The 14,395-nt window shown below is 63.4% G+C and carries 14 protein-coding genes; 8 read left to right on the top strand and 6 right to left on the bottom strand.

The window, feature by feature from the left end:
• Nucleotides 1-41: 41 nt before the first annotated feature.
• From WM94_RS07305 to WM94_RS07295, 3 genes are all read right to left on the bottom strand, one after another.
• Nucleotides 42-1,706 (bottom strand): cation acetate symporter, encoded by a 1,665-nt coding sequence (locus WM94_RS07305; RefSeq protein ID WP_013971432.1) that lies wholly within the window; start codon nt 1,704-1,706, stop codon nt 42-44.
• A complete protein-coding gene (locus tag WM94_RS07300; RefSeq protein ID WP_003260090.1) occupies nt 1,703-2,014 on the bottom strand; it encodes a DUF485 domain-containing protein in 312 nt (103 codons plus the stop codon). Before WM94_RS07300 ends, WM94_RS07305 begins: the two co-directional genes overlap by 4 nt.
• Nucleotides 2,015-2,264: 250 nt before the next feature.
• Entirely contained in the window at nt 2,265-3,125 is an 861-nt protein-coding gene (locus tag WM94_RS07295) for a glycine betaine ABC transporter substrate-binding protein (protein ID WP_013971431.1), read from the bottom strand.
• A 197-nt stretch (nt 3,126-3,322) separates the two neighbouring features.
• On the opposite strand from WM94_RS07295, the gene WM94_RS07290 reads away from it, so the two are divergent.
• Complete coding sequence (locus tag WM94_RS07290) at nt 3,323-4,888, top strand: hypothetical protein (protein WP_061550820.1); 1,566 nt, start codon at nt 3,323-3,325, stop codon at nt 4,886-4,888.
• A gap of 127 nt (nt 4,889-5,015) precedes the next feature.
• Here WM94_RS07290 and WM94_RS07285 read toward each other — a convergent pair whose 3' ends face one another.
• Nucleotides 5,016-5,384, bottom strand: a complete 369-nt coding sequence (locus WM94_RS07285; RefSeq protein WP_061550819.1) for a hypothetical protein — start codon at nt 5,382-5,384, stop codon at nt 5,016-5,018.
• 190 nt (nt 5,385-5,574) lie between these two features.
• On the opposite strand from WM94_RS07285, the gene WM94_RS07280 reads away from it, so the two are divergent.
• Both WM94_RS07280 and WM94_RS07275 read left to right on the top strand, forming a co-directional pair.
• Nucleotides 5,575-6,873 carry a serine/threonine protein kinase gene (locus tag WM94_RS07280; protein WP_061550818.1) on the top strand — a complete coding sequence of 433 codons (1,299 nt, stop codon included), beginning with the start codon at nt 5,575-5,577 and terminating at the stop codon, nt 6,871-6,873.
• Between the two features lie 73 nt (nt 6,874-6,946).
• Complete coding sequence (locus WM94_RS07275; protein ID WP_043936071.1) at nt 6,947-7,690, top strand: VacJ family lipoprotein; 744 nt, start codon at nt 6,947-6,949, stop codon at nt 7,688-7,690.
• A gap of 99 nt (nt 7,691-7,789) precedes the next feature.
• On the opposite strand, the gene WM94_RS07270 is transcribed toward WM94_RS07275, so the two are convergent.
• Together WM94_RS07270 and WM94_RS07265 are read right to left on the bottom strand one after the other, a co-directional pair.
• The gene (locus WM94_RS07270; RefSeq protein ID WP_013971426.1) at nt 7,790-8,938 is read right to left on the bottom strand and encodes a patatin-like phospholipase family protein; all 1,149 of its coding nucleotides are present in this window, start codon (nt 8,936-8,938) and stop codon (nt 7,790-7,792) included.
• A gap of 149 nt (nt 8,939-9,087) precedes the next feature.
• The gene (locus WM94_RS07265; protein ID WP_024086430.1) at nt 9,088-10,023 is read right to left on the bottom strand and encodes a lipid A biosynthesis lauroyl acyltransferase; all 936 of its coding nucleotides are present in this window, start codon (nt 10,021-10,023) and stop codon (nt 9,088-9,090) included.
• 111 nt (nt 10,024-10,134) lie between these two features.
• Here WM94_RS07265 and minC point away from each other — a divergent pair, with 111 nt between their 5' ends.
• The 5 genes from minC to WM94_RS07240 all read left to right on the top strand — a co-directional run bounded on the left by minC (nt 10,135) and on the right by WM94_RS07240 (nt 14,315).
• A complete protein-coding gene (minC, locus tag WM94_RS07260) occupies nt 10,135-10,893 on the top strand; it encodes a septum site-determining protein MinC (RefSeq protein WP_061550817.1) in 759 nt (252 codons plus the stop codon).
• A 101-nt stretch (nt 10,894-10,994) separates the two neighbouring features.
• Nucleotides 10,995-11,807: a septum site-determining protein MinD gene (minD, locus tag WM94_RS07255; RefSeq protein ID WP_013971423.1), complete on the top strand. Its 813-nt coding sequence runs from the start codon at nt 10,995-10,997 to the stop codon at nt 11,805-11,807.
• A 3-nt stretch (nt 11,808-11,810) separates the two neighbouring features.
• The gene (gene minE / locus WM94_RS07250) at nt 11,811-12,065 is read left to right on the top strand and encodes a cell division topological specificity factor MinE (protein ID WP_003252572.1); all 255 of its coding nucleotides are present in this window, start codon (nt 11,811-11,813) and stop codon (nt 12,063-12,065) included.
• Between the two features lie 155 nt (nt 12,066-12,220).
• Entirely contained in the window at nt 12,221-12,856 is a 636-nt protein-coding gene (locus tag WM94_RS07245; protein WP_011532730.1) for an RluA family pseudouridine synthase, read from the top strand.
• A 169-nt stretch (nt 12,857-13,025) separates the two neighbouring features.
• Nucleotides 13,026-14,315, top strand: coding sequence for a M18 family aminopeptidase (locus tag WM94_RS07240; RefSeq protein ID WP_039614573.1), 1,290 nt, complete (start codon nt 13,026-13,028; stop codon nt 14,313-14,315).
• Nucleotides 14,316-14,395 lie beyond the last annotated feature (80 nt).

Here is a 14,395-nt window from a genome sequence, read left to right as displayed (position 1 = left end):
AAAAAACCGCGCCGAAGCGCGGTTTTTCATTGCCGGAAGGATCAGTGCGAAACAGCACCCGAAGCGCCCAGGCCAGTCTGCGAACGCACGAACTGCGGGAAGAACAGCGCACGTTCGTCTTCGGCAGCCTTGGACTTGTCGGTGACCGAGAAGAACCAGATACCGACGAAGGCGATCAGCATCGAGAACAGCGCCGGGTACTCGTACGGGTAGATCGGCTTCTCGTGGCCGAGGATCTGCACCCAGATGGTCGGGCCGAGGATCATCAGCGTCACCGCGCTCACCAGGCCCAGCCAGCCGCCGATCATCGCACCGCGGGTGGTCAGCTTCTTCCAGTACATCGAGAGCAGCAGTACCGGGAAGTTGCAGCTGGCCGCGATGGAGAACGCCAAGCCGACCATGAAGGCGATGTTCTGCTTCTCGAACAGGATACCCAGGCCGATCGCCAGTACGCCCAGGGCGACGGTGGTGATCTTCGACACGCGGATCTCGTCCTTGTCGTTGGCCTTGCCCTTGCGCCATACACTGGCGTACAGGTCATGGGACACTGCTGAGGCACCGGCCAGGGTCAGGCCGGCGACCACCGCCAGGATGGTGGCGAAGGCAACAGCCGAGATGAAGCCGAGGAACACGCTGCCACCCACGGCGTTGGCCAGGTGCACCGCTGCCATGTTGTTGCCACCCAGCAGGGCGCCAGCGGCGTCCTTGAAGTCCGGGTTGGTGCTGACCAGCAGGATGGCGCCAAAGCCGATAATGAAGGTGAGGATGTAGAAGTAGCCGATGAAGCCGGTGGCGTACAGCACGCTCTTGCGCGCTTCCTTGGCGTCACTGACGGTAAAGAAGCGCATCAGGATGTGCGGCAGGCCGGCGGTACCGAACATCAGCGCCAGGCCCAGCGAGAATGCCGAGATCGGGTCCTTGACCAGGCCGCCCGGGCTCATGATCGCCTCGCCCTTGGCGTGCACCTTGATTGCCTCGGAGAACAGGGTGTTGAAGTCGAAGCCCACGTGCTTCATCACCATCAGCGCCATGAAGCTGGCACCGGACAGCAGCAACACGGCCTTGATGATCTGTACCCAGGTGGTGGCCAGCATGCCGCCAAACAGCACGTACAGGCACATCAGGATACCCACCAGGATCACCGCCACATGGTAGTCCAGGCCGAACAGCAGCTCGATCAGCTTGCCGGCACCGACCATCTGCGCGATCAGGTAGAACGCCACCACCACCAGCGAACCGGAGGCCGACAGGGTGCGGATCTCCTTCTGCCCGAGGCGGTACGAGGCCACGTCGGCGAAGGTGTACTTGCCCAGGTTGCGCAGGCGTTCGGCGATCAGGAAGAGGATGATCGGCCAGCCGACCAGGAAGCCGATCGAATAGATCAGGCCGTCGTAGCCAGAGGTGAACACGAGTGCGGAAATACCCAGGAACGAGGCGGCCGACATGTAGTCACCGGCAATCGCCAGGCCGTTCTGGAAGCCGGTGATCTTGCCCCCGGCGGCGTAGTAGTCCGACGCCGACTTGTTGCGCTTGGAGGCCCAGTAGGTGATACCGAGGGTGAAGGCGACGAAGGCCACGAACATGGCGATCGCGGAGACGTTCAGCGGTTGCTTCTGCACCTCGCCGGTCAGGGCATCGGCGGCCCACACGGCGGGTGCGAAGGCTCCGCAGGCCAGTACGGCCAGGGCTTTGGCGTGGCGAATCATTGTTGCGCCTCCTTCAGGATGGCCTTGTTCAGCTCATCGAATTCGCCGTTGGCGCGGCGTACGTAGATGGCGGTCAGGACGAATGCCGAGACGATCAGGCCGACGCCCAGGGGGATGCCCCAGGTAATCGACGACTCAGGGCTGAGCTTGGTGCCCAGGATCTGAGGACCGTAGGCGATCAGGAGGATGAAGGCGCAGTACAGGCCGAGCATGATCGCCGAGAGAATCCAGGCGAACCGTTCGCGTTTGGTGACCAGCTCCTTGAAGCGGGGGCTGTTTTGTATCGAGAGGTAAATGCTGTCGTTCATTGTTTTTGTCCTAGCAGCACAGATAGGGGTGGAACCCACGACCCTTACTTTATGCGGCTATCGGACGCCAACCAGACGACCTTAGTCTTAGATGCAACGGTGTTTTACGGATCACGCAACAAAACAGCTTGCACATATCCCTGTAGGAGCAGCCTCGTGCTGCGAAGAGGCCGGTACAGGCTGCCCGAATCTTCGCAGCTTGCACCGGCCTCTTCGCAGCACAAGGCTGCTCCTACAACGGAACGGGTTGTTACTTGCCAGTCCACTCCTTCACGCGATCAGGGTGCTTGGCCACCCAGTCCTTGGCCGCCGCTTCAGGCTTGGCGCCTTCCTGGATAGCCAGCATCACTTCGCCGATCTCGTCCTTCGACTGCCAGTTGAACTTCTTCAGGAACTCCGCCACTTCCGGGGCCTTGGTCGCCAGTTCCTTGCTGCCGATGCTGTTCACGGTTTCCGCGGCGCCATACACGCCTTTCGGGTCTTCGAGGAACTTCAGTTTCCACTTGGCGAACATCCAGTGCGGTACCCAGCCGGTCACCGCAATCGACTGCTGCTTGGCATAGGCACGGCCCAGTTCTGCTGTCATCGCCGCGCCAGAGCTGGCCTGCAGCTTGTAACCGGTCAGGTCGTAGTCCTTGATGGCCTGGTCGGTCTTGAGCATTACGCCGGAGCCGGCGTCGATGCCGACGATCTTCTGCTTGAAGGTGTCATCGGTCTTGAGGTCGGCGATGCTCACCGCCTTGACGTACTCAGGGACGATCAGGCCAATCTTGGCGTCCTTGAAGTTCGGGCCGTAGTCGACCACGTTGTCCTTGTTCTTGGCCCAGTACTCGCCATGGGTCACCGGCAACCAGGCCGACAACATGGCATCGAGCTTGCCGGTGGCCACGCCCTGCCACATGATCCCGGTGGCCACGGCCTGCAACTTCACGTCGTAGCCGAGCTTCTGCTTGATCACTTCGGCAGCCACGTTGGTGGTCGCCACGCTGTCAGCCCAACCATCCACGTAACCAATGCTGACTTCTTTGGCCATTGCCTGTGCCGCACTCATGGCCAGTACCATGGCGGTGCCCACACCCAGGAAACGTCGCATTTTTGTATTAGCAGCCATCAAAGCATCCCCTCGTCAGGTCTCGGAATTTGCATCATCGTCCTGCAACAATAGTCGACCTGCTCCAGCTACGACCTATATCCGCCCCATATGCGACAGCACTATGCCATTAGCGCCATCGGCCTATGCCGCCCTGCGCGATCCTTGCATGCCAAAAGTTTGGCGCCGGGCTACTATCTACCCTTTTGCGCCTGACGATGGACCGCCCGATGCCCAGTTCTACCCGCCTGCTGCTGCCGTTGTACCTGCTTGCCTGCCTGCTCGCCCTGCTCGGGCTCGGAGGGCTCTGGTACGGGCTTGGCAAGCCGGTGCAACTGCCGGATGCGGCCAGCCCGACGCACAAGCTGCAATGCGCCTCGTATACCCCGTTCGACAAGGACCAGTCGCCCTACGACCAGCCGTTGCGCCTGCGCCCGGCCCGCATGGATGCCGACCTGGCGTTGCTGGCCGAGCGTTTCCAGTGCATCCGCACCTATTCCCAGACCGGTCTTGAAGCAATCCCGGCGCTGGCACGCAAGCATGGCCTGAAGGTGATGCTGGGTGCCTGGGTCAACGCCCACCCGGCCGACACCGAGAAAGAAATCGAGCTACTGATCGCCGCCGCCAATGCCAACCCCGACGTGGTCAGCGCGGTGATCGTCGGCAACGAGACGCTGCTACGCAAGGAGGTGACCGGCGCACACTTGGCCACGCTGATCGCCCGGGTGAAAAGCCAGGTCAAGGTGCCGGTAACCTACGCCGATGTGTGGGAATTCTGGTTGCAGCACCCGCAGGTAGCGCCTGCGGTGGACTTCCTGACTATCCACTTGCTGCCTTACTGGGAAGACGACCCGCGGGGCATCGACGAAGCCCTGGCCCACGTCGCCGATGTGCGCCGGGTGTTCGGCACGCGCTTCGCGCCGAAGGACATTCTGATCGGTGAAACCGGCTGGCCCAGCGAAGGCCGCCAGCGCGAAACCGCACAGCCCAGCCGGGTCAACGAGGCGCGCTTCATTCGCGGGTTCGTGGCCATGGCCGAAAGCAACGGCTGGCACTACAACCTGATCGAGGCGTTCGACCAGCCATGGAAGCGCGCCAATGAGGGGGCGGTCGGTGGTTACTGGGGGCTTTACGATGCCGACCGGCAGGACAAGGGCATACTCGAAGGACCGGTGAGCAACCTGCCTTACTGGCCGCAGTGGTTGCTGGCCAGTGCTGTGCTAATGGTGCTGATGCTGATGCTTGCCGGGCGCCCGGCCACCCCGGCGGCGGCCATGCTGCTGCCGTTGCTGGCAGCGTTTGGGGCAGGCTGCCTGGGGCTTTGGGGCGAGCTGATGCGCACCCATGCGCGCTTTGCCGGGGAGTGGCTGTGGGCGGTGCTGCTGGCGGGGCTGAACCTGCTGGTGCTGGCCCATGCCGTACTGGCCCTGGCACGGCGCGCGGGCTGGCGCGAGCGCCTGTACGCCTGGTTGCAGGCGCGGGCCGGCTGGCTGTTGCTGGCGGCGGGTTTTGCCGCGGCGGTGAGCATGCTGGCGATGGTGTTCGACCCACGCTACCGCAGCTTCCCCAGCGCGGCGTTGGCGTTGCCGGCGCTGGTGTTTGCAGTGTGGCCGGTGCGGGCGCGGCGTGCGGAGGTGGCGTTACTGGCGTTCATCGTCGGTGCCGGGGTGGCGCCGCAGTTGTTTGTGGAAGGGTTGGAGAACCAACAGGCCTGGGGGTGGGCCGGGGTGAGTGTGCTGATGACCGCGGCCTTGTGGCGGAGCTTGCGGCTGCGCCCGGCCTGATATCCTTGGGACCGCTTCGCGCTCCATCGCAGGCAAGCCAGCTCCCACAGGAGTTATGCTGCCTATGAAATCGGCGCGGTCCCTGTGGGAGCTGGCTTGCCTGCGATGGGCCGCAAAGCGGCCCCTTTCAGCCTTGATCCGGCAACCTGACCAACCGCAACCCCGCCAACACCAGCGCGAACACGGCAATGCTGGCGGTATACAGCACCAGTGCCGGCACCGCGAACACCAACGCCACCACCGCCAGCCACCAGCCGCCACGGCCGGCAACGACCTGCGCCAGCAGCGCCAGCCCCAGCCCGCTCCAGGCCATCACCTGATGATGAATGCCCAACCCCAGCAAAGACCGCACCTCACACTGCCAGTACGCCGCCGGCGCCGTGCACAGCCCCACCCACTGCCCGTCCTCCATCAGCCCATAGCGCACGCCATAACTGGCAGCAAGCCAGAGCCCCAGAAACAGCACAAGCAGCGCAGCCGGCAGCGAACGAGACATCCAGCTCTCCAATAGCGGTAATCGAAAGCATCCATGATCGCTTATGCCCAGTTGTAAGGCAAAATCACATCCCTGCAGCTATGTTGCAGATAACAAGCACACCAAAGACCACCGCACCTGGCAACTTTGCCCGGCCCGTTGTGGTCCTAGCCTGCACACTGCTCGACCTTGCGTTCTTTTGGGGGATTACATGCTTCGATCTTTGCGCCTCGCTGCCTTGCTCGGTGGCCTGCTCATGGCTGTGGCCGCTTCGGCGCGGGATATCGACGCCGCGAGCTATGGTTTCCCCTTGACCAACCCGTTCGAGGCAACCATCGCCACCACGCCACCGGACCAGCGCCCCACCCTGCCCGAAGATGATGAAATCAACCAGTCCGACTACAGCCTCAACCTGCGCCCGGACCGTGAATTCACTCTGCCGGACAATTTCTGGGCGGTGAAAAAGCTCAAGTACCGTCTGGCCCGCCAGGACCGCGAAGCGCCGCTGATCTTCATCATCGCCGGCACCGGTGCGCCCTACACCAGCAGCATCAACGAATACCTGAAGAAGCTGTTCTACCAGGCCGGCTTCCACGTGGTGCAGCTGTCGTCGCCAACCAGTTACGACTTCATGAGCGCCGCCTCGCGCTTCGCCACCCCAGGGGTCAGCCAGGAGGATGCCGAAGACATGTACCGGGTGATGCAGGCCGTGCGTGCCCAGCACCCGCGCCTGCCGATCAGCGAGTTCTACCTCACCGGCTACAGCCTGGGCGCACTCGACGCTGCCTTTGTCAGCCACCTGGACGAAACCCGCCGCAGCTTCAACTTCAAGCGCGTACTGCTGCTGAACCCGCCGGTCAACCTGTACACCTCGATCAACAATCTGGACAAGCTGGTGCAGACCCAGGTAAAGGGCATCGACCGCAGCACCACCTTCTACGAGCTGATGTTGGCCAAGCTGACCCGCTACTTCCAGGAAAAGGGCTACATCGACCTCAATGAGGCCTTGCTGTACGACTTCCAGCAGTCGCGCCAGCACCTGTCCAACGAGCAGATGGCCATGCTGATCGGCACCTCGTTCCGCTTCTCGGCGGCCGACATTGCCTTTACCTCCGACCTGATCAACCGCCGCGGCCTGATCATTCCGCCGAAGTTCCCGATCACCGAGGGCAGCAGCCTCACGCCATTCTTCAAGCGTGCCCTGCAGTGCGACTTCGACTGCTACATGACCGAGCAGGTCATCCCCATGTGGCGCGCCCGGACCGACGGCAACAGCATCCTGCAACTGGTCAACCAGGTCAGCCTGTATGCACTTGAAGACTACCTGAGCAGCAGCAACAAGATCGCCGTGATGCACAACGCCGACGACGTCATCCTCGGCCCTGGTGACATCGGCTTCCTGCGCAAGGTGTTCGGTGAGCGTCTGACCCTTTACCCCCATGGCGGCCATTGCGGCAACCTCAATTACCGCGTCAACAGTGACGCCATGCTGGAGTTCTTCCGTGGTTAACAAACTCCTCTTCGCCACTGCCCTGTTCGCCGCCGGCCACGCCCTGGCTGCCGAAACCGCCCCCCGGGCCAGCGTGGTCGAGGCCGACCCGCAAGTCACCGAAGCGCCACTGGCGCCCGAGACCGATGGTTTCCTCGACCCGCTGCGTGAACTGAAATTCAACCCGGGGCTGGACCAGCGCGAGTTCGAGCGCTCCACCCTGCAAGCGCTGAACGTGTACGACCCGCTGGAGTCGATCAACCGGCGCGTCTATCACTTCAACTACCGTCTGGACCAATGGGTGCTGCTGCCGATGGTAAGCGGCTACCAGTACGTCACCCCGCGCTTCGTGCGCACCGGGGTGACCAACTTCTTCAACAACCTGGGCGACGTGCCAAACCTGTTCAACAGCGTGTTGCAGCTCAAGGCCAAGCGCTCGGCCGAGATCACCGCGCGGCTGATGTTCAACACCATCATCGGCGTGGGTGGGCTTTGGGACCCGGCAACCAAGATGGGCCTGCCGCGGCAAAGTGAAGACTTTGGCCAGACCTTGGGCTTCTATGGCGTACCGGACGGGCCGTACCTGATGCTGCCGGTGCTGGGGCCTTCGAACCTGCGCGATACCACCGGGCTGGTGGTGGACTATGCAGGCGAACAGGCGATCAACTACCTGAACGTGGCCGAAGCCAGCAGCGACCACCCGGAAATCTCCGTGCTGCGCGTGGTGGACAAGCGCTACAGCACCAAATTCCGCTATGGCCAGCTCAACTCGCCGTTCGAGTACGAGAAGGTGCGGTATGTGTATACCCAGGCGCGCAAGTTGCAGATAGCGGAGTAGGCAGGCCAGGCCTCTTCGCAGCACAAGGCTGCTCCTACAAGGCGACGCGCTACCCTGTAGGAGCAGCCTTGTGCTGCGAAAAGGCCGGCACAAGCAACATCAAATCCCCAGGAACTGACAAAGCTCCCGCTTCTTGGCCAAGGCATCCTTTCGCCCCAGCTCTATCAGCTCGCTGCAGTAACTGGCCTCGAACAGCAAATAGCTCAACACCCCCGCCCCGCTGGTACGCGTCGCCCCCGGCCCACGCAGGAACATGCGCAAAGCCGCCGGCAACTCGCGCCGATGTCGCGCGGCAATCTCGTCCAGCGGCTGGCTGGGCGCCACCACCAGCACGTCGATCGGCGCCAGGCCCAGGCGCCGGGCGTCCAGGTGCGCCGGCAACAGGTGGCTCAGGTGGTTGAGGCGCTGCAACAGCTCGATGTCGTCTTCCAGGCTGTCAATGAACGTACTGTTGAGCATGTGCCCGCCGATCTGCGCCAGGCTCGGCTGCTGGCCGCTGAACACGCGCTGGGTCGGCAACGGTGGCGCCGGCCGCTGCGGGTTGCCACTGACCCCGACCACCAGTACCCGGCTGGCGCCCAGGTGCAGGGCCGGGCTGATCGGTGCCGACTGGCGCACCGCACCATCGCCGAAATATTCATCACCCAGCCGCACCGGGGCGAACAGCAACGGGATGGCCGCACTGGCCAGCAGATGATCGATGGTCAATGGCGTGGGCATGCCGATACGGCGATGGCGCAACCAGGCTTCGATGGTGCCGCGGCCCTGGTAGAAGGTCACCGCCTGGCCGGACTCGTAGCCAAACGCGGTCACCGCGACGGCGCGCAGTTGCTCGGCGGCCAGGGAGTGGGCGATGCCGTCCAGGTTCAGGTGCGCCTGCAGCAAGCCGCGCAATGGGCTGCTGTCCAGGAGCGCCACTGGCGCCGGGCCACCCACGCCCAGCAGGTTGTGGGCGACGAAGCGGCTGGCCTGGCGGACCACACCGGGCCAGTCACTGCGGATGACCAGGTGGCTGCGGAAGTTCTGCCAGAAGGCGGTGAGCCGTTGTACGGCATCGCTGAAATGGGTGGCGCCGCTGGCCAGGGTGACGGCGTTGATGGCGCCAGCGGAGGTGCCGACGATGACCGGGAACGGGTTGTGCGCGCCGGCGGGCAGCAGCTCGGCGATGCCGGCCAGCACGCCCACCTGGTAGGCGGCGCGGGCGCCGCCGCCAGAAAGGATAAGACCGGTTACCGGGGGTGGGGCCATAGGAGTCCTTCCTGGGGTTGGTGGGCTGTCAGTGCCGGTCCTTTCGCGGGTAAACCCGCTCCTACAGGTTCTTCACCGGCCTTGAAGGCTGTGCAATACCTGTGGGAGCGGGTTCACCCGCGAAAGGGCCGGCACAGGCAAAACAAAATTCAGCGCTTCTTCTTGTCATACAGCCGCGGCTCCCCTTCGGGCCGCGACTTGAACCGGCGATGCGCCCACAGGTACTGCTCGGGGCATTCGCGCAACACGCTTTCCACCCACTGGTTGATTCGCAGGCAGTCAGCCTCTTCGCTCTCCCCGGGGAAATCCGCCAGCGGCGGGTGGATCACCAGGCGATAGCCGCTGCCGTCCTCCAGGCGCTTCTGGGTGAACGGAATCACCTGCGCCTTGCCCAACCGGGCAAACTTGGTGGTAGCGGTCACCGTCGCCGCCGGGATGCCGAACAGCGGCACGAACAGGCTCTGCTTGGCGCCATAATCCTGGTCGGGTGCGTACCAGATCGCCCGGCCCGAACGCAGCAGCTTTAGCATGCCGCGCACGTCCTCGCGCTCCACTGCCAGCGAGTCGAGGTTATGCCGCTCGCGGCCGCTGCGCTGGATGAAGTCGAACAGCGGGTTGCCGTGCTCGCGGTACATGCCGTCGATGGTGTGCTGCTGGCCCAGCAGTGCGGCGCCGATCTCCAGGGTGGTGAAGTGCACCGCCATCAGAATGGCCCCCTGCCCCGCCTGCTGGGCGGCCTGCAGGTGCTCCAGCCCCTCGACATGGGCCAGGCGCGCCAACCGGGCCTTGGGCCACCACCAGCTCATGGCCATTTCGAAGAAGGCGATACCGGTGGAGGCGAAGTTGGCCTTGAGCAGGCGCTGCCGTTCGTCGACCGACAGCTCCGGGAAGCACAGCTCCAGGTTGCGCGCGGCAATGCGCCGCCGCTCACCGGCAAAGCGGTACATCACCGCTCCCAGCGCGGCACCGACTTTCAACAAGACCCGGTACGGCAACTGGACCACCAGCCACAGCAGGCCCAGGCCCAGCCACAGGCCCCAGAAACGTGGGTGAAGGAAATAGGGACGAAAACGCGGGCGTTCCATTGAAGCTTCCGGAAAGACAAAGGCCGCGCATTCTACAACGGATCAGCGCATGTTGCGGGCAACCGGTCTTATCGTTATAAGTCAGGGCACTTTTTTCGCAACAAGCCGTCTATGCAGACCATGAGCCCAAACCACACACCCGACACCGCCTCCGTGTTCCAGCTCAAGGGCAGCATGCTCGCCATTACAGTGCTGGAATTGGCGCGCAATGACCTTGAAGCCCTCGACCGCCAACTGGCGGCCAAAGTCGCCCAGGCACCGAACTTCTTCAGCAACACGCCACTGGTGCTGGCGCTGGACAAGCTGCCGGCCAACGAGGGGGCAATCGACCTGCCCGGCTTGATGCGGATCTGCCGCCACCACGGCCTGCGTACCCTGGCCATCCGTGCCAACCGCATCGAGGACATCGCCGCCGCCATCGCCATCGACCTGCCGGTGCTGCCGCCATCCGGCGCGCGCGAGCGGCCGCTGGAGCCCGAACCCGAGGTGAAGAAGCCAGAGCCAGCCCCTGTCCCGCCACCAATCCTCGAACCCGAGGTGCGCCCGACCCGCATCATCACTGCGCCAGTACGTGGCGGCCAGCAGATCTACGCCCAGGGCGGCGACCTGGTGGTGACCGCTTCGGTCAGCCCGGGGGCGGAACTTCTGGCCGATGGCAACATCCATGTGTACGGCGCCATGCGCGGCCGCGCCCTGGCCGGCATCAAAGGCAATACCAAGGCACGTATCTTCTGTCAGCAGATGACCGCCGAAATGGTCTCCATCGCCGGCCAGTACAAGGTCTGCGAGGACCTGCGCCGCGACCCGCTGTGGGGCACAGGCGTGCAAGTCAGCCTGTCTGGCGACGTGTTGAACATCACCCGTCTTTAACGGATACTTGCCAGCATTTTTAGTGCAACTTTTCTTACCGTTGCCATTTATTTGTATTTTTGCAGGGACGTGTGTCCCGATTATTTTAGGGGTGAAACACCTTGGCCAAGATTATCGTGGTTACTTCCGGCAAGGGGGGTGTGGGCAAGACCACCACCAGCGCCGCCATTGGTACCGGCCTCGCACTGCGTGGCCACAAGACCGTCATCGTCGACTTCGACGTGGGCCTGCGTAACCTCGACCTGATCATGGGCTGCGAACGCCGTGTGGTGTACGACTTCGTCAACGTGGTCAACGGCGAAGCCAACCTGCAACAGGCCCTGATCAAGGACAAGCGCCTCGAGAACCTGTACGTGCTGGCCGCCAGCCAGACCCGTGACAAGGACGCGCTGACCCAGGAAGGCGTGGAAAAGGTCCTGATGGAGCTGAAGAAAGACTTCGACTTCGTCATCTGCGACTCGCCGGCCGGTATCGAGAAAGGCGCACACCTGGCCATGTACTTTGCCGACGAAGCCGTCGTGGTCACCAACCCCGAGGTATCCTCGGTTCGTGACTCCGACCGCATGCTGGGCATCCTGTCGAGCAAGTCGCGCCGCTCCGAGAACGGCGAAGAGCCGATCAAGGAACACCTGCTGATCACCCGCTACCACCCGGAGCGCGTGGAAAAGGGCGAAATGCTGAGCATCGCCGACGTCGAAGAGATCCTGGCGATCAAGCTCAAGGGTGTGATCCCCGAGAGCCAGGCAGTGCTCAAGGCTTCCAACCAGGGTATCCCGGTCATCCTCGACGACCAGAGCGATGCCGGCCAGGCCTATAGCGATACCGTCGACCGTCTGCTGGGCAAAGAAAAGCCCCTGCGGTTCATCGAAGTGCCGAAGCAAGGATTCTTCGCGCGCCTGTTTGGAGGCAAGTAAACCATGAACCTTTTTGACTTCTTTCGTGGCAGACAGAAACAGACCAGCGCGTCGGTAGCGAAAGAGCGTCTACAGATCATCGTGGCGCACGAGCGCGGCCAACGCAGCGAACCGGACTACCTGCCAGCGCTGCAGAAAGAACTGCTGGAAGTGATCCGCAAATATGTGAACATCGGCAACGATGATGTGCATATCGAGCTGGAAAACCAGGGTAGCTGCTCGATTCTGGAGCTGAACATCACCTTGCCGGATCGCTGATCCGCGCAATTGGCCATCGGGGCTGCCTTGCAGCCCATTCGCGGCACAAGGCCGCTCCTACAGGGGTACGCATTTCCTTGTAGGAGCGGCCTTGTGCCGCGAATGGGCCGCAAGGCGGCCCCGATGGTTTTCCCCGATATCACAGAGATACTGCAATGCCGCTGTCCAACATCCAGATCCTGCACGAAGACGCCGCCATCCTGGTGATCAACAAACCGACCCTGCTGCTGTCGGTACCCGGCCGCGCCGAGGACAACAAGGACTGCCTGATCACTCGCCTGCAGGAAAACGGCTACCCCGACGCGCTGATCGTGCACCGCCTGGACTGGGAAACTTCCGGCATCATCCTGCTGGCACGGGATGCCGACAGCCACCGTGAGCTGTCGCGCCAGTTCCACGACCGCGAAACCGAAAAGGCCTACACCGCACTATGCTGGGGCCAGCCGGCGCTGGACAGCGGCAGCATCGACCTGCCGCTGCGCTACGACCCGCCGACCAAGCCACGGCATGTGGTGGACCACGAGCAGGGCAAGCATGCGCTGACCTTCTGGCGCATCGTCGAGCGCTGCGGTGATTACTGCCGGGTAGAGCTGACACCGATTACCGGGCGTTCGCACCAGTTGCGCGTGCACATGCTGTCGATCGGGCACCCGCTGCTGGGCGACCGGCTGTATGCCAACCCCGAGGCACTGGCTGCCCATGAGCGGTTGTGCTTGCATGCCTCGATGCTGAGCTTTACCCACCCGGTGTCCGGGGAGCGGTTGAAGTTCGAGTGCCCTGCGCCCTTCTGATTGTGTACAGCCTGTACTGGCCTCTTCGCGGCTAAAGCCGCTCCCACAGGGACCGCACCACTTTCGACGGTTGTGCAGTACCTGTGGGAGCGGCTTCAGCCGCGAAGAGGCAGACACAATTTGTCGACCTAATACGCTAAACTCGCGCCACTGCTGTCTGGAGTGAGCTATGCGCGACGCACTGAATTCTGGCCTTATCGACTTCCTCAAGGCCTCCCCCACGCCCTTCCATGCCACCGCCAGCCTGGCCCAGCGCCTGGAAGCTGCCGGCTACCAGCGCCTGGACGAGCGCGACAGCTGGGCCACGGTACCTGGCGGCCGCTACTACGTCACCCGTAACGACTCGTCGATCATCGCCATCAAGCTGGGCAAGCAGGCACCGTTGCTGAACGGCATCCGCATGGTCGGTGCCCACACCGACAGCCCGTGCCTGCGGGTCAAGCCGCAGCCCGAGCTGCAGCGCCAGGGCTTCCTGCAACTGGGCGTCGAAGTCTATGGCGGCGCCCTGCTGGCGCCATGGTTCGACCGCGACCTGTCGCTGGCCGGCCGGGTCACCTACCGCCGTGACGGCAAGGTCGAAAGCCAGCTGATCGACTTCAAGCTGCCGATCGCGGTCATCCCCAACCTGGCAATCCATCTCAATCGCACCGCCAACGAAGGCTGGGCGATCAACCCGCAGAACGAGCTGCCGCCGATCCTGGCCCAGGTCGCGGGTGACGAGCGCATCGACTTCCGCGCCCTGCTCACCGAGCAACTGGCCCGCGAGCACGAGCTGATCGCCGACGTGGTGCTGGATTACGAGCTGAGCTTCTACGACACTCAGGACGCCGCACTGGTCGGCCTGAATGGCGACTTCATCGCCGGCGCGCGCCTGGACAACCTGTTGTCGTGCTACGCCGGCCTGCAGGCCCTGCTGGCCGCCGACAGCGACGAAACCTGCGTACTGGTGTGCAACGACCATGAAGAAGTCGGCAGCTGCTCGGCCTGTGGCGCCGACGGGCCGATGCTGGAGCAGACCCTGCAACGCCTGCTGCCGGATGGCGACGCCTACGTGCGCACCATCCAGCGCTCGCTGATGGTGTCGGCCGACAACGCCCACGGCGTGCACCCCAACTACGCCGACAAGCACGACGGCAACCACGGGCCCAAGCTCAACGCCGGGCCGGTAATCAAGGTGAACAACAACCAGCGCTACGCTACCAACAGCGAAACCGCCGGGTTCTTCCGTCACCTGTGCATGGCCGAGGAAGTGCCGGTGCAGAGCTTCGTGGTACGCAGCGACATGGGCTGTGGTTCGACCATCGGGCCGATTGCCGCCAGCCACCTGGGCGTGCGTACGGTGGATATCGGCTTGCCGACCTTTGCCATGCATTCGATTCGCGAACTGTGCGGCAGCCATGACCTGGCGCACCTGGTGAAGGTGCTGAGTGCCTTCTACCGTTGCCGCGAGTTGCCCTGATGCCTTGATGCAAGCAGGCCTGGCCTCTTCGCGGGTAAACCCGCTCCCACAGGTACCACACAGTTCCTGTGGGAGCGGGT

Origin of the sequence: Pseudomonas sp. ABFPK, from assembly GCF_001586765.1 — a bacterium.
GTDB lineage: Bacteria > Pseudomonadota > Gammaproteobacteria > Pseudomonadales > Pseudomonadaceae > Aquipseudomonas > Aquipseudomonas asiatica.
Note: the sequence above shows the minus strand (reverse complement) of the source record. Positions and strands in the feature narration are given on the sequence as shown.

Coding starts and splice junctions, on each gene's coding strand:
- WM94_RS07305 (WP_013971432.1), bottom strand. CDS start 1,706: ATGATTCGCCACGCCAAAGCCCTGGCCGTACTGGCCTGCGGAGCCTTC.
- WM94_RS07300 (WP_003260090.1), bottom strand. CDS start 2,014: ATGAACGACAGCATTTACCTCTCGATACAAAACAGCCCCCGCTTCAAG.
- WM94_RS07295 (WP_013971431.1), bottom strand. CDS start 3,125: ATGGCTGCTAATACAAAAATGCGACGTTTCCTGGGTGTGGGCACCGCC.
- WM94_RS07290 (WP_061550820.1), top strand. CDS start 3,323: ATGGACCGCCCGATGCCCAGTTCTACCCGCCTGCTGCTGCCGTTGTAC.
- WM94_RS07285 (WP_061550819.1), bottom strand. CDS start 5,384: ATGTCTCGTTCGCTGCCGGCTGCGCTGCTTGTGCTGTTTCTGGGGCTC.
- WM94_RS07280 (WP_061550818.1), top strand. CDS start 5,575: ATGCTTCGATCTTTGCGCCTCGCTGCCTTGCTCGGTGGCCTGCTCATG.
- WM94_RS07270 (WP_013971426.1), bottom strand. CDS start 8,938: ATGGCCCCACCCCCGGTAACCGGTCTTATCCTTTCTGGCGGCGGCGCC.
- WM94_RS07265 (WP_024086430.1), bottom strand. CDS start 10,023: ATGGAACGCCCGCGTTTTCGTCCCTATTTCCTTCACCCACGTTTCTGG.
- minC (WP_061550817.1), top strand. CDS start 10,135: ATGCAGACCATGAGCCCAAACCACACACCCGACACCGCCTCCGTGTTC.
- minE (WP_003252572.1), top strand. CDS start 11,811: ATGAACCTTTTTGACTTCTTTCGTGGCAGACAGAAACAGACCAGCGCG.
- WM94_RS07245 (WP_011532730.1), top strand. CDS start 12,221: ATGCCGCTGTCCAACATCCAGATCCTGCACGAAGACGCCGCCATCCTG.
- WM94_RS07240 (WP_039614573.1), top strand. CDS start 13,026: ATGCGCGACGCACTGAATTCTGGCCTTATCGACTTCCTCAAGGCCTCC.